9 protein-coding genes are annotated in these 15,324 nt (G+C 40.4%); 7 read left to right on the top strand and 2 right to left on the bottom strand.

Going from position 1 to position 15,324, the window contains the following annotated elements:
- Nucleotides 1–145 precede the first annotated feature (145 nt).
- Together kbl and typA are read left to right on the top strand one after the other, a co-directional pair.
- Nucleotides 146–1,336 (top strand): glycine C-acetyltransferase, encoded by a 1,191-nt coding sequence (gene kbl / locus ACHWSC_RS10860; protein WP_120335698.1) that lies wholly within the window; start codon nt 146–148, stop codon nt 1,334–1,336.
- A 78-nt stretch (nt 1,337–1,414) separates the two neighbouring features.
- Nucleotides 1,415–3,220, top strand: a complete 1,806-nt coding sequence (gene typA / locus ACHWSC_RS10855; protein WP_120335699.1) for a translational GTPase TypA — start codon at nt 1,415–1,417, stop codon at nt 3,218–3,220.
- Nucleotides 3,221–3,315: 95 nt separating this feature from the next.
- Here the strand turns inward: typA and ACHWSC_RS10850 are convergent, their stop codons facing one another.
- Complete coding sequence (locus ACHWSC_RS10850; protein WP_394676787.1) at nt 3,316–3,822, bottom strand: ecotin family protein; 507 nt, start codon at nt 3,820–3,822, stop codon at nt 3,316–3,318.
- A gap of 420 nt (nt 3,823–4,242) precedes the next feature.
- On the opposite strand from ACHWSC_RS10850, the gene uvrA reads away from it, so the two are divergent.
- The 5 genes from uvrA to ACHWSC_RS10825 all read left to right on the top strand — a co-directional run bounded on the left by uvrA (nt 4,243) and on the right by ACHWSC_RS10825 (nt 13,159).
- Entirely contained in the window at nt 4,243–7,044 is a 2,802-nt protein-coding gene (uvrA, locus tag ACHWSC_RS10845; RefSeq protein WP_394676786.1) for an excinuclease ABC subunit UvrA, read from the top strand.
- Between the two features lie 141 nt (nt 7,045–7,185).
- Nucleotides 7,186–8,829 carry an alkaline phosphatase PafA gene (pafA, locus tag ACHWSC_RS10840; RefSeq protein ID WP_394676785.1) on the top strand — a complete coding sequence of 548 codons (1,644 nt, stop codon included), beginning with the start codon at nt 7,186–7,188 and terminating at the stop codon, nt 8,827–8,829.
- Between the two features lie 91 nt (nt 8,830–8,920).
- Complete coding sequence (locus tag ACHWSC_RS10835; RefSeq protein ID WP_046673766.1) at nt 8,921–9,361, top strand: Rrf2 family transcriptional regulator; 441 nt, start codon at nt 8,921–8,923, stop codon at nt 9,359–9,361.
- A 217-nt stretch (nt 9,362–9,578) separates the two neighbouring features.
- The gene (locus ACHWSC_RS10830) at nt 9,579–12,368 is read left to right on the top strand and encodes an outer membrane beta-barrel protein (RefSeq protein ID WP_394676784.1); all 2,790 of its coding nucleotides are present in this window, start codon (nt 9,579–9,581) and stop codon (nt 12,366–12,368) included.
- Complete coding sequence (locus ACHWSC_RS10825; RefSeq protein WP_236590154.1) at nt 12,365–13,159, top strand: GLPGLI family protein; 795 nt, start codon at nt 12,365–12,367, stop codon at nt 13,157–13,159. Before ACHWSC_RS10830 ends, ACHWSC_RS10825 begins: the two co-directional genes overlap by 4 nt.
- A gap of 81 nt (nt 13,160–13,240) precedes the next feature.
- On the opposite strand, the gene metG is transcribed toward ACHWSC_RS10825, so the two are convergent.
- A complete protein-coding gene (gene metG, locus ACHWSC_RS10820; RefSeq protein WP_120335704.1) occupies nt 13,241–15,310 on the bottom strand; it encodes a methionine--tRNA ligase in 2,070 nt (689 codons plus the stop codon).
- Nucleotides 15,311–15,324: the final 14 nt, after the last annotated feature.

Genomic DNA, 15,324 nt, shown 5'->3' with positions numbered 1-15,324 from the left:
AAAAAGGAATTTTATGCAATCGGTTTAATGTTACCAAATCATTGATTTGGGGTGAATTCTCCGTGAATAGCCCTTTTCTCGAAAAGCAAAGCAACTTATTCCAATGAAAAAACTGTAATATTGTATAAAAAAATAAAATCGAATTATGTACAATACATTACAACCAGTTTTAGAAAAGGAATTGGAAGCAATCAAAGAAGCGGGATTGTATAAACAAGAGCGGGTGATCGTTACTCCACAAGGAGCAGACATCAAAGTAAGCACAGGACAGGAAGTTGTCAATTTTTGTGCTAACAATTATTTGGGACTGTCTTCGCACCCAAAAGTAATCGAAGCTGCTAAGAAAGCGATTGATACACACGGTTATGGAATGTCTTCCGTCCGTTTCATCTGTGGTACCCAAGATGTGCATAAAGAATTAGAAGCAAAAATTTCTACGTTCCTTGGAACTGAAGATACTATTTTATATGCGGCAGCATTCGACGCTAATGGTGGTGTGTTTGAACCATTATTTGGTGCCGAAGATGCCATCATTTCAGACGAATTAAATCATGCTTCTATCATAGACGGTGTTCGTTTATGTAAAGCACAACGTTTCCGTTATAAAAATGCGGATATGGCTGATCTGGAAGCGCAATTGCAGGCCGCATCCGGTGCTCGACATAAAATCATTGTTACAGATGGAGCATTTTCGATGGATGGATCTGTAGCTCCATTGGACCAGATCTGTGATCTAGCCGATAAATACCAGGCGTTAGTGATGATCGATGAATCGCATTGTACAGGATTTATCGGTGCAACTGGACGTGGTACACACGAGCTTTTCAATGTAATTGATCGTGTAGATATCATTACAGGGACTTTGGGTAAGGCGCTAGGTGGTGCTTCTGGTGGTTTTACTTCCGGTAAAAAAGAAATCATCGATTTGTTACGTCAGCGTTCACGTCCTTATTTATTTTCGAATACCCTAGCACCAGCAATTGCCGGAGCTTCTGTTGCGGTCTTGGACATGCTGAGCGAGACAACTGCATTGCGCGATAAATTGGAGTCAAATACAACTTATTTCCGTGAAAAAATGACGGCTGCTGGATTTGATATCAAACCAGGTTTCCATCCAATCGTGCCTGTAATGCTGTATGACGCGAAATTAGCGCAGGAGTTCGCATCCAAGATGTTGGACGAGGGAATTTATGTGATAGGCTTTTACTATCCTGTTGTACCTCAGGGAAAAGCTCGTATCCGTGTGCAGATTTCGGCAGGACATGAAGTTGCTCACCTGGATAAAGCAATCGCCGCCTTTACCAAAGTAGGTAAAGAATTAGGTGTAATTAAATAAAATACACATAGTTATAAATTTTATGGTGCAAAATGTTTATCTTTGCACCCTAAAATTTTATAAAAATATTCTTGCTCAATGCAAAACATTAGAAACATTGCGATCATCGCTCACGTCGACCACGGTAAAACTACGCTTGTAGACAAAATTTTATATTTTACCAATCAATTCAGAGAAAATGAAAATGCTGGTGAATTAATCCTAGACAATAATGATTTAGAGCGTGAACGCGGGATCACTATTGTATCTAAGAACGTATCAGTAACATATAAAGGTGTTAAAATCAACATCATCGATACACCAGGTCACGCCGATTTCGGTGGTGAGGTTGAACGTGTATTGAAGATGGCCGATGGTGTAGTACTATTGGTAGATGCTTTTGAAGGCCCAATGCCTCAAACACGTTTCGTTACAGGTAAAGCTTTAGGTTTAGGTATCAAACCGATCGTTGTTGTCAATAAAGTCGATAAAGAAAACTGTCGTCCTGACGAAGTTTACGAACATGTTTTTGACTTATTCTTCAACTTGGGCGCTACTGAAGAGCAATTGGATTTCCCAGTATTGTACGGTTCTTCAAAACAAGGATGGATGTCTACCGATTGGAAAAATCGTACTGAAGACTTCACTGACTTATTGGAAGCTATCATCAAATATATCCCTGCACCAGAAGTATCTGAAGGTACTTTACAAATGCAGGTAACATCGTTGGATTACTCAACTTTCGTAGGACGTATCGCTATCGGTCGTGTTGCTCGTGGTACAATCAAAGAAAACCAACCTGTTTCTTTGGTGAAACGCGACGGAAAAGTTGTAAAATCAAGAGTTAAAGAGCTACAGGTATTTGAAGGTCTGGGCCGTATCAAAGTATCTGAAGTACATGCAGGTGATATCTGTGCTGTAGTAGGTATCGAAGGTTTCGATATCGGTGATACAATCGCAGATTTCGAAAATCCAGAGCAATTGGAAGTTATCAGCATTGATGAACCAACAATGAACATGTTGTTCACCATCAATAACTCGCCTTTCTTCGGTAAAGAAGGTAAATTGGTAACATCACGTAATATCTACGATCGTTTGCAAAAAGAGTTGGAGAAAAACTTGGCACTACGCGTAGTTCCTACTGAATCTCCAGATGCTTGGTTGGTATACGGACGTGGTATCCTTCACTTGTCTGTATTGATCGAAACAATGCGTCGTGAGGGTTATGAATTGCAAGTAGGCCAGCCACAAGTTATCATCAAAGAAATCGATGGTCAAAAATGTGAACCTATCGAAGAACTTGTTGTTGACGTACCTTCTGATGTGTCAGGAAAAGTAATTGAGTTGGTTACACAACGTAAAGGTGAATTGTTGATTATGGAAGCTAGAGGAGATATGCAACATCTTGAGTTCTCTATTCCTTCTCGTGGTATCATCGGTTTACGTAACAACGTGTTGACAGCAACAGCTGGTGAAGCTGTTATGGCGCACCGTTTGAAAGGTTACGAGCCTTGGAAAGGTACAATTCCTGGTCGTTTGGCAGGTGTATTGATCTCTTTGGATACGGGTTCAACAACTGCGTACTCCATTGATAAATTACAAGACCGTGGTCGTTTCTTCGTAGATCCAGGTGTGGATGTATACGAAGGACAAATTTTAGGTGAACACATCCGTGATAATGATTTAACGATCAACGTTACTAAAGGAAAACAGTTGACAAATATGCGTGCTTCTGGTTCTGATGATAACACACGTATTGCACCGGCAATCAAATTCTCATTGGAAGAATGTATGGAGTATATTCAAGCTGACGAGTATATCGAGGTGACACCACAATCAATGCGTCTACGTAAAATCTATTTGACTGAAAACGAGCGTAAAGTAAACGCGAAGAAATTTCAATAGTCAATAGCGAAACGCGATAAAAGAAAAGCCCCCGAACATTGTTCGAGGGCTTTTTTTATTGCATGGATATTTGTTCACCAAATAGCTGTAGTGGTTTACTTTTTTGTTCTTACCTCTGCAGCACGATAGGTGTCGCCGTCAGTTGTGTAGATTTTGAATTGCACATCATAAGCTTCAGGTACATAAATCACAATCGGCATTCTGCCATTGTAACGCACAGTCTCAGGTTGTGCTGAAACAAAAAGGTTTCTTTTTTCTTTGTTTGGGCAAGCCATCATGGTGCTGGCGACATTGCCATTTGTTTTGAATACATAATAGTCATAACCCCAGCCTTGAAGATCCTTCTTCTCTAAAGTGCCCGATAAATTAAAAGTATTACATCCGTCTACTTCCATCCATTTTCCCACCGAAAACTCTATTTTTTTGTTTTTATCACTTTCTGAATAGGGAACTTCAATCACCATTTTTTTATACCCTTTTTCTGGGCTAGGAAAAATGCCTAAGTCAATTTTGTCGATAACCATTTGTGCTCTACTAATAGTTGTTGAGGATACTAATGCGATCATCAATAGCATCATTACTTGAAATACATTTTTTTTCATATATGCAATTATTTAATTTTAATGGCCATGAAATATTCCGGTTTTGTATGTGTTGTAAACTCGAATACCTCATTTTCTTATTTTTAATTGTTTTTTAAACGCGCTATCTGCGAAAAATGCTACACGCTTATAACAGATATAACACCTATAGGACTGTATTGTTTTTGGAAGGATTAATCGTAAATCGCAAAATATTAAAAAATAATTGTTTGGGAAACTAAATTGGCTGATGTATTTCAATTTATAGCTGGTCGTAGATTTGCTTGTTTGCCGTGTATGAAGCCTTTCATCAAAATTTTGCCGACTTTGGAACAGTTCCTCTTTTTATGAAATTCAGGTGATAGAAAAGCGAATTGCTTTTTAATTCGCAGGAATATAATCAGCCAAGAATACGTAACTTTGTGTGAGATAAGGATTATTATGAGTAAACAGGTGGAGCACACTCCAAAAGAATATATTCAGATAAAGGGAGCAAGAGTTAATAACTTAAAAAATATTGACGTTGATATCCCTAAAAATAAATTAGTTGTTATCACTGGAATGTCGGGCTCAGGAAAATCCTCCTTAGCTTTTGATACGCTCTATGCCGAAGGACAGCGACGTTATGTCGAAAGTCTCTCTTCGTACGCAAGACAATTTATGGGACGGATGAATAAACCAGAGGTGGATTACATCAAAGGTATTGCTCCCGCGATTGCCATTGAGCAACGTGTTATTACTTCCAACCCCCGTTCGACGGTAGGAACATCCACCGAGATCTATGATTATCTGAAATTGTTATATGCCCGAATCGGAAAGACAATTTCTCCTGTATCTGGTCGCGAGGTGACCAAAGACAGTGTGAGTTCAGTGGTGGATTTTGCGTTGAATTTGGAAGAGGGGACAACGTTGACGCTTCTCGCGCCACTTATTCCTTCTCATGGACGTAAACTCAAGGAAGAGCTGTCTCTCTTGTTGCAGAAAGGTTTTGTGCGTGTCGTCTATGGCGATAGCATGCAGAAAATCGAAACAATTATCGATGATAAGGCCGTTGCCAATAAAGACCTCCAGGATGGTGAAGTGCTTATTGTGGTTGACCGGGTTCGCATTGAACAGGACGATGACACAGTCAATCGACTTTCCGACTCTGTCCAAACAGGTTTTTTCGAAGGTAAGGGGGAGCTCTATATGGAAGAAAATGGTCAAAGACATCATTTCTCCCATAAATTTGAACTTGATGGAATAACATTTGAAGAACCTACACCAAATTTCTTCAGTTTTAATAATCCTTATGGTGCCTGTCGCCGATGTGAAGGTTATGGCAAGATCATCGGTATTGACCCTGATCTTGTTATTCCAGACAAAAGCCGTTCGGTCTACGATGGCGCAATTGCACCTTGGCGAGGGGAGAAAATGGGCGAGTGGTTACAGGTGCTTGTTAAAAGTTCCCTGAAATTTGATTTTCCAATACATCGTGCATACATGGATCTGACCACGGAACAGAAAGAGCTGCTGTGGACGGGAAATAAATATTTTGCTGGCCTGACACAGTTCTTCCAAGAGCTTGAAGAGCAGACTTATAAAATTCAATACCGTGTGATGTTGTCTCGCTATCGTGGGAAGACAGATTGCCCGGACTGCCGCGGAACCAGACTACGTAAAGATGCTACTTACGTGAAAGTAGGGGGCAAGTCTATCACCGATATCGTTTTGATGCCGCTTGAAGAAGCCTTGGAATTCTTTACAACTTTACCGCTGGTGGGTAATGAACTGGTCATTGCCAAAAGACTTCTTGCTGAAATTAATAATAGATTGCAATTTTTGTGCGATGTTGGATTAAGTTACCTGACCTTGAACCGGCTATCGAATACCCTTTCCGGAGGGGAATCACAGCGGATCAATCTGGCAACGTCATTAGGAAGTTCACTCGTAGGTTCTATCTATGTGTTGGACGAGCCAAGTATTGGACTTCATCCACGTGATACACAGCGTCTGATTTCTGTGCTGAAATCCCTGCGCGATGTCGGTAATACGGTTGTGGTGGTCGAGCATGAGCAGGAGATGATGGAGGCCGCTGATTACCTGATCGATATCGGACCGGAAGCCGGGATCAATGGCGGCGAAATGGTCTTCGCAGGTACATATCAGCAGATTCTGAAAGATACAAAAAGTCTTACTGGTCAATACCTCAGTGGCAAAAGCCAGATTGAGGTACCCAAAAAACGCCGCCCATGGTCCAATAGTGTGACCATTAAAGGAGCACATGAGAATAACCTCAAAGGGATTGATGTACAATTTCCATTGAATACATTTACTGTGGTAACGGGTGTTTCGGGATCAGGCAAGACCTCATTGGTTAAACGTATCCTGTACCCAGCATTGCAGAAGTCGATAGGCAATTACTCCGGTGAACAGACTGGGGTCTATGATGCGATCGAGGGGGATATTACCCAGATCGAACAAGTTGAAATGGTCGATCAAAACCCGATCGGTCGTTCTTCGCGATCCAACCCGGTGACTTACGTGAAAGCCTGGGATGAAATCAGGGCCTTATATGCCAACCAGGCACCAGCTAAAGCTGCTGGACTGAAACCTGCGGCATTTTCATTTAATGTTGAAGGTGGACGTTGTGATGTCTGTCAGGGTGAAGGTGAAGTTAAAATTGAAATGCAATTTATGGCCGATATCGTTTTGCCATGTGAGGCATGTGGGGGCAAACGATTTAAACAATTTGTGCTTGATGTACTTTATAAGAACAAGTCGGTAGCAGATGTCCTTGAGCTGAGTGTTGATGAAGCGATCGTATTCTTTGCAGACCAGCCTAAAATATTGGCGAAATTGCAACCTTTACAGGACGTTGGACTAGGCTACGTTAAACTCGGGCAATCGTCAAGTACATTGTCTGGCGGTGAAGCACAGCGGATTAAACTGGCCTCCTTCCTCATTAAGGGAAATAACAGCAAGAAGACACTTTTTATCTTTGATGAACCAACGACAGGCTTACACTTTCAGGATATTAAGAAGCTATTGAAATCATTTGATGCACTGATTGCCCTAGGAAACAGTATCTTGGTGATTGAGCATAATATGGATATGATCAAATCGGCAGATTGGGTCATCGATATTGGTCCTGAGGGCGGTAATAAAGGTGGAAAGCTAGTCTTTGCGGGACTTCCTGAAGAACTTATTCATTGTAAAGATTCTTATACAGGCCAATTTTTAAAAGCACATTTAAAAGATTAAACCCTACTTTAGCGAAGTGAAGTAATCTGTATCAGGGCAACTGGGCTGCCAATAAGTTCCGATTTATTGTTCCTTTTGTTAAGGTCTGAAAGAATACTATGCAGTAAATAAAAAACTAATATTTCAATACTTAATACGATTATGATTAAAAGATTTTTTTTAAGTGTCGTCCTTGGAATAGCGGCGCTTTCGTCCATGGCGCAACAACCGGAAAGACCAAAATTGGTTGTCGGCCTGATGGTGGATCAAATGCGTTGGGATTATTTATATCGTTTTGCAGATCGATATGGAAATGATGGTTTCAAACGACTTTTGAAAGAAGGATTCTCCTGTGAAAATACATTGATTAATTATATTCCGACATACACCGCCATTGGGCACAGTTCGGTATATACAGGTTCGGTTCCCTCCATACATGGTATTGCAGGCAATGACTGGATCGAAGAACAGACGGGCAAGAACATGTACTGTACGCAGGACGACAATGTCATTGGTGTAGGTACTACAGCCAAGGAGGGACAGCAGTCTCCACGCAATTTGCTTGCTTCGACCGTAACGGACCAATTGAAGCTCGCCTCTAACTTTAAATCCAAAGTGATCGGTATTGCAATCAAAGACCGTGGAGGTATTCTACCGGCGGGGCATTTTGCCGATGCAGCGTATTGGTTTGAAGCTAAATCAGGTGATTGGATCACCTCTAATTTCTACATGGATAAACTGCCAAAATGGGTGGTAGACTTCAACAAGAAAAAATTGGCTGAAAAATACCTGAAAGGCGACTGGAAACCAATGTATGATATCAGCACCTATGCTGCCAACAGTATTGCAGATGATAACATCTACGAAGGTAAGTACCCTGGTGAAGAAAAACCGACTTTGCCGCGTGCGACTTCTAAGCTAATGAAAGACGAAGGCTATGAGCTGATCAAAACCACACCAATGGGAAATCAGTTTACGTTGGATCTTGCTATGGAAGCAATCAAAAATGAGCAGATGGGAAATAACCCAACTAAAAATACCGACTTCCTTTGTGTGAGTCTTTCTGCAACGGACTACGTTGGACACCGTTACTCATTGACAGCAGTGGAGATTGAAGATATCTATCTACAGCTCGATAAACAGCTTGCCGATTTCTTCAACTACCTCGATAAGACGGTGGGCAAGGGTAACTACACGTTCTTCCTGACAGCAGATCATGGCGCTTCTTATAACTCTCGGTTCTTTATGGATATGAAAGGAAATGGTGGCTATTTCTATTCCCGTCAGATTATCACAGGGCTTAACAAAACCCTTAAAGAGAAATTTGGACAAGAGAAGCTTGTTAAAAGCATGATGAACTATCAGGTGCACTTAAATAATCAATTGATTGATTCTTTGAACTTGGATCGTGATAAAATAAAAGAGACCATTATTCGTGAGCTTCGCCATACAGAAGGTGTCGCTTATGTTGCTGATATGGAAAAAGGGGAAAGTCTGATGATTCCGGCGCCTATTCGCGAAAAAATGATCAATGGTTACAACTTTAAACGTAGTGGTGCTATTCAGATTGTTTGTGAACCACAATGGTATGACGGTACGCCGCGCTCGACTGGTACAACACATGGTACCTGGTCTGGTTATGATTCCCATATTCCTTTGGTATTTATGGGTTGGGGAATTAAACCGGGTGTATCTAATACAGAGGTAAATATTGTGGATATTGCACCGACAATTTCTTCACTATTGCACATTACTGAGCCCAATGGTAGCATCGGAAAACCGATCACGGCGGTATTGGGGCAATAAGGAGCCTGTTGCTGCATGCGTGAAATCATGAAGGTTTTATTCTATTGAATAAAAAACGTAAATTTGCAATTCAACAGGGGGTTAACAAATTATGCTTTCCAAAAAGACAAAATATGCAATAAAGGCACTGATGGTGCTTGGTCGTAATTACGGTAATGAGCCTATGCAAATCGTGAAGATTGCGCAGGAGGAGAATATTCCAAAAAAATTCTTGGAACAAATTCTACTTGAAATGCGAAATGCCGGAATTCTCTATAGCAAAAAAGGTGCTGGAGGTGGTTATAGCCTCAATAAGGCTCCCGAAGACGTTTTTTTATCGCAGGTGATGCGCCTGATTGATGGACCTATCGCTTTGTTACCCTGCGTGAGCTTGAACTTCTACCGCTCCTGCGAAGAGTGTACCCAAGAACATGCCTGTGGCATACGCGATACTTTTGTAGAGGTGAGAAATGCCATGTTGCAGATTTTAAATGATACAAGTATTGCCCATTTAATCAATAAGGAAAAAGAATTGAACCTGAATGTAGATTAAAGGAAATAAAATATATTTTTCTATTTAGACTGGAGGCGTAACAAATAAGTTACGCCTCTTTTTTTATGAGATTAAGTTATTGGTATAGCGTGAATTACCGTGTTTTATTTGAGTGGGTCAAGTTTCATTTATTAATTACATAATTATTTAACATTATTTTACGAATTTTCCGTAGCAACATTTATATATTTACCTCGACAATATATAAACGAAATTTATGAAACTAACCTATTCCCTAGTTTTGTTTCTTTTATTATCCGTACTGAGTTCCAAGTCTTATGCGCAACATAAACTTGTGGGATCGGTGGCAGATATCAAAGATCTTGCAAAACTACACCAGGCTTCAATCGCGCTGCTCAGTCCCAAAGATTCGATTTTGATTAAATTCGGTCGAACGAAGGAAAATGGAACATTCCAAATTGCTAATCTCGACACAGGTACCTATAAAATGGTGGTTTCCTATCCGCAGTATGCTGACCTGGTAAAAGATATCCATGTGGCCGCCGAAGATTTGGATATTGGTATTGTAAAGCTATCCAAAGCAGCTCTACTATTGGAAGAGGTTCAGGTGAACGGTAAAATTCCTGTGGTTATTAAAGGCGACACCATCGAATACGATGCCGCTAGCTTTAAAGTAGAGAAGGATGCTAAAGTGGAGGATCTGTTGAAGGTATTGCCGGGTATTACGATGGATGGGTCAGGCAAGATCATCGCTCAAGGTAAGGAGGTAAAAAAAGTATTGCTTGATGGGGAAGAGTTTTTTGGTGATGATCCAACCCTGATTACCAAGAATATTCGGTCAGATATGGTCAGCAAAGTACAAGTCTATGAGAAGAAATCAGATCTTGCCGTACGTACAGGAGTAGATGATGGTGAACGAACGCAAACAATTGATATTAAGCTTAAAGAAGATAAGAAAAAAGGAATGTTCGGCCAAGCTGTTGCGGGAGCTGGTACAGATAAATATTATGGTGGAAAAGTCATGCTCAATAAGTTTAAGGGCTCGCAGAAAATCGCTGCTTATGGCATTCTGGCTAATGATGGAATGGTCGGATTAGGATTTGAAGATAGCCAAAAATATGGTGTGGGCGGAAGCAGCAATGTACAGATGATGGACGGTGGTGGTATTATGATTTCCGGTGGTGATGGTTCTGATGGGGGATGGGATGGTAAATACTATGGTGGTGGCGTGCCTAAGGCCATAAACATGGGCGCAAGTTATTCCGATAAATCCAAAGATGATAAGCATAAGATCAATGCAAATTTCAAGCGGAATCAGATCAATGTAAACAATACAAGTACGTATAACGCGCAGAATAACCTTCCTGAACGCGCACAGGTGGATAATAATGTGACTAAATCTGAGAACGAAAACAAGTCAAATGTTGCAAATGTAAGGTATGATTTGAAATTAGATTCACTTTCCGATTTGACCGTCAATATGGGTTTTACCAAGTCTAGCCGTGATAATTCCTCCAATTCTGATGCTGATCAGCGCACGTTGGATGGAACCCTGATCACAAAGACGACCTCGAAAACCGATTTGAATGGCGATCAGGATCGATTTAATGTCAATGCGATGTTAACACGTCGTTTCAAAAAAGAACGTCGCTCCGTTACCTTTAATGTAAATGCAAATACCGATCAGAATAGGTCAAAAACCCAATATTTTTCTGAGAACTTTTTCCAAAGTTCGGGTAACACAACCGTGATCGATCAATATAAAAATGATAAGCTATCAAATAATACGTACGGGGCTTCAGTAACATATTCAGAGCCGCTGTCAAAACGACTGACCGCCGCTGTTGGCTACTCATTCAATAGCAATAAATCGGAGACCCTTAATCAGTCATTCGATAAAGATCCTGCTACAGGTAAATACACTGTCCTGGATCAAAATCTATTAAATGATTTCGATTTCTCCAGTTTGAAAAATGGAATTAATACTTCCCTGAATTACAAGTCGAATACATTAACCGTAAATCTGAGTAACAGAGTCGATTTTGAGGATGTAAAGAGAACATATAATAATCTCAACACAACATTGCAGCGTAATCAGACCTCAATGAACCCCAACTTTTCAGTGAATTATAAAATTTCGAAGAGTAAAAACATTGGATTTCGTTATAGCGGACGTACAACACAACCTTCCTTGACACAAATTGAGCCTTTAAAGCAAAACGCACAGCCGCTTGTAGAATATTTGGATAATCCAAATCTGAAAGCAGGATTTAACAACTCCTATTCGATCAATTACAATAGCTATAAGCAGTTGAAAGACCAGGGATTCTATTTTTATGCGAGTGCAGATCAGGGTAAGAAGAATATTAATACCAATGTACGCTATAACCTGGATGAGGGTACGCAACAAATTTCCTATGTCAATATTGATAAGGATAACTGGCGTATTTATGGTAGTGGATCTTACAGTTTTGTGCTACAAAAGAAATGGGGATTGAAGATGAATATCGGTATCAACGGTCAGTACAATAGCCAATTTAGTTATTTATCATCGTATAACGAAGAACCAAAGCTCAATAGAAATCAGACAAGGAGTATAACACCTGAAATAGGCTTTAATAGATATAAAGCAAATAAGATGGATTTTTACATTTCCTTGATGCCTGGTGTGGAGCAGATGAGTTCCTATTTGCAGCCAGAGTTGAATCGGACAACCTTTAAATTCCGCTCTTATTCGCAGTTTACTTACTATCTACCAAAAGACTTTAAAATTTCACTGTCTACAGACCAAAATTATCAGGCCGCGACGAAAACTTTGCAATCCATTAATATCATTAATATGAATGGTTATGTTTCCAAAAAATTATTGAAAGATAAGTCTTTGGAAGTACAGGTATTTGTCAATGATATTTTAAACAAAAATAATGGGGTGTACCGTTATCAGAATGGAACTTCATTTATCCAGACCAGTAACAACGTATTGCGTCGTTATGGAATGCTAAAAGTAATCTACAATTTTACAACAATGAAAGGAGATGCCAAATGAGTAAGTATATAAAGTTGATGGTCTGGGTATTATTGCTGAGCTCAGGAGCAGCCCATGCACAACACGCGTATTTTCCGAGCAGTGGAACGGTGACTTATGAACGGAAGTTTCATGTGCAGAATTTCTTAAAACGCAATTATCTCAGCAAACCCGATTTAGATACCTGGGATAAGCTGATGGTCGACAATGCGGTGAAGAATGGGCCTGCAGAAGTGGTGACCCACCATATTCTGAAATTTTACGATAATGAAACCCTGTTTGAAACGGTGCAGGAAGATTATCCTGCAAATTATCGTAATGTGACTCATTATAATTCTATTCTCCCGGATTCAAAAACGTACATTAATTTTCAGAATCAGGAATTCTTAAAATTGCTCCCCTTTGGAGATGATCAGCTCTTGCTTAAAGATTCATTGCCTACTGTAAAATGGAAGTATACCGATGAATACCGAAATATTGCGGGATATGACTGCAGAAGAGCCAATGGAATTATTCAAGATTCGGTCTATGTGGTTGCGTTTTTTGCGGGACAAATACCCATCTCCGGTGGTCCTGAACTTATACACGGACTCCCGGGCTTAGTGATGGGGATATCCATCCCAAGTATGAATGTAAATATGTTTGCCACAAAGGTGGAGATTACCAATACCGCATTTTCCAATGTGCTGACCAAAAAGAAAAAAGTTGTGGCGGAGTCCAGGGCAGAGATCATAAAAAAGCTGAAAGATACCGTCTATGATTATCTAGATGAGAAGGCGTTTAAGAAGCGGTTGCAGAGTATACTCTTTTAGCGGGTAATCGATGCTATCTAGATGATAAAAAAGCCTGTTCATATGAACAGGCTTTTTGTATGAATGGAGGTAGGTCTTATATTAACGTACCGTACTTCCGACTTTAATTGCTGTATCTGGTTTGACAAAATCCAATCGACCATCTGCGTCTTCTGCCATAAGGATCATTCCTTGTGACATAATTCCCTTTATTTCACGAGGCTCAAGATTGACTAAGATGGATACCTGGCGGCCTACGATCTCCTCAGGACTGAAAAACTCTGCGATGCCCGAAACGACAGTGCGTGTATCTAAGCCGGTGTCTATCGTCAATTTTAACAACTTCTTGGTTTTGGCAACTTTTTCAGCGGCTGCAATGGTTCCGACACGGATATCCATTTTAACAAAATCATCGAAGCTAATATTTTCTTTTGCAGGAGCAACCTTGGCATTATCGGCTAGGTTTTTCGCTTTTGCTTCAGCAAGTTTGTTTAGCTGGAAGTCGACTTGTTCATCGGTTATTTTGTCGAATAACAATTGCACTTCACCCAATTGGTGTCCAGCTTGGATCAAAGCATCTGAACCTGCGTCGTTCCAGTTTCCTTGTGGAAAATTAAGCATTTCAAATAATTTGATAGCTGTTTTTGGTAAAAACGGTTGTGCAAGAACGGCAAGATTGGCAACGATTTGAGCAGCAACATTTAGGATTGTTTTGACACGTTCCTCATCTGTTTTAATGATTTTCCATGGTTCCTCATCGGCAAGATATTTGTTGCCCAGACGAGCTACATTCATAAATTCTGCCAATGCCTCACGGAAGCGGAATTGCTCCAAAGACGATTTGATAGAAGTAGGGTATGATTTTAGTTCATCCAGTACCGCTTGATCTACAGCTGTTAGTGGCGAACCGTTCAATACCTTGCCATCAAAATATTTGTGGGAAAGTACCAAGACACGATTGACAAAGTTTCCAAAAATAGCAACGAGCTCATTGTTGATCCTAGCTTGGAAATCTTTCCAGGTAAACTCGGCATCCGAAGTTTCCGGTAATATGGATGTCAATACATAACGCAATTCATCCTGTTTATCAGGAAATTCCTGTAGGTATTCATGTAACCAAACCGCATGATTTCTAGACGTGGACAGCTTATCGCCCTCCAGGTTAAGGAATTCGTTGGCTGGAATATTTTCTGGTAAAATATAGTCGCCGTGTGCATGAAGAATCGCCGGGAAAATAATACAGTGGAAAACAATATTATCTTTTCCAATAAAATGGATCAGCGTAGAATCGTCTGCTGGGTTTTCATGGGTTTTCCAATAGTCTTCCCAGTTTTTACCATGGTCTAAAGCCCACTGTTTTGTTGCTGAGATATAACCGATAGGTGCATCTAACCAAACATATAGTTTTTTACCCTCTGCTTCAGCCAAAGGTACATCAACGCCCCAATCCAGATCTCTTGTCATTGAACGCGGCTGTAAACCGGATTTAAGCCAGGATTGACATTGGCCAAAAACGTTGGATTTAAGGATATTTTTCTTTCCTTCGATCAGCCATTTTTCAAGCCAAGGCTGGTATTTATCCAAAGGTAGATACCAATGTTTCGTTTCTTTCAAAACTGGCGTTTTTCCGCTCAATGTTGAAATCGGGTTGATCAAATCTGTTGGGCTAAGTGATGTCCCACATTTTTCACATTGGTCACCATAGGCACCTTCGGACTTACAATTTGGACAAGTTCCTGTAATGTAACGGTCGGCCAAAAACTGATGGTATTCCTCATCGTAGTACTGCTCCGAAAATTTCTCAACAAATTCGCCTTTGTTGTAAAGGTTCAAGAAGAAATCCTGCGATAACTGGTGATGTATGGGCTCCGACGTACGGTGATATATATCGAAAGAGATACCAAACTCCTCAAAGCTTTCTTTGATTTGTTTATTGTATTTGTCAATGATTTGTTGCGGGGTGATGCCCTCTTTTTTTGCACGGATGGTAATCGCCGCACCATGCTCATCTGAACCACATACATAGACTACATCTTTTTGATTCAGACGCAAATAGCGGACAAAGATATCCCCTGGGATATAAGCTCCGGCAAGGTGTCCAATATGTAAAGGACCATTGGCATAAGGTAATGCCGATGTGATGGTATAACGTTTTTTATCTAGAATACTCAATGCTTGAAAGTATA

The organism is uncultured Sphingobacterium sp. (assembly GCF_964277905.1).
Classification (GTDB): Bacteria; Bacteroidota; Bacteroidia; order Sphingobacteriales; family Sphingobacteriaceae; genus Sphingobacterium; species Sphingobacterium siyangense.
Note: the sequence above shows the minus strand (reverse complement) of the source record. Positions and strands in the feature narration are given on the sequence as shown.

Bases quoted from the DNA above. Each gene is read 5' to 3' on its own strand.
- ACHWSC_RS10850 (WP_394676787.1), bottom strand. From the start codon at position 3,822: ATGAAAAAAAATGTATTTCAAGTAATGATGCTATTGATGATCGCATTA.
- ACHWSC_RS10830 (WP_394676784.1), top strand. From the start codon at position 9,579: ATGAAACTAACCTATTCCCTAGTTTTGTTTCTTTTATTATCCGTACTG.
- pafA (WP_394676785.1), top strand. From the start codon at position 7,186: ATGATTAAAAGATTTTTTTTAAGTGTCGTCCTTGGAATAGCGGCGCTT.
- kbl (WP_120335698.1), top strand. From the start codon at position 146: ATGTACAATACATTACAACCAGTTTTAGAAAAGGAATTGGAAGCAATC.
- ACHWSC_RS10825 (WP_236590154.1), top strand. From the start codon at position 12,365: ATGAGTAAGTATATAAAGTTGATGGTCTGGGTATTATTGCTGAGCTCA.
- ACHWSC_RS10835 (WP_046673766.1), top strand. From the start codon at position 8,921: ATGCTTTCCAAAAAGACAAAATATGCAATAAAGGCACTGATGGTGCTT.
- uvrA (WP_394676786.1), top strand. From the start codon at position 4,243: ATGAGTAAACAGGTGGAGCACACTCCAAAAGAATATATTCAGATAAAG.
- typA (WP_120335699.1), top strand. From the start codon at position 1,415: ATGCAAAACATTAGAAACATTGCGATCATCGCTCACGTCGACCACGGT.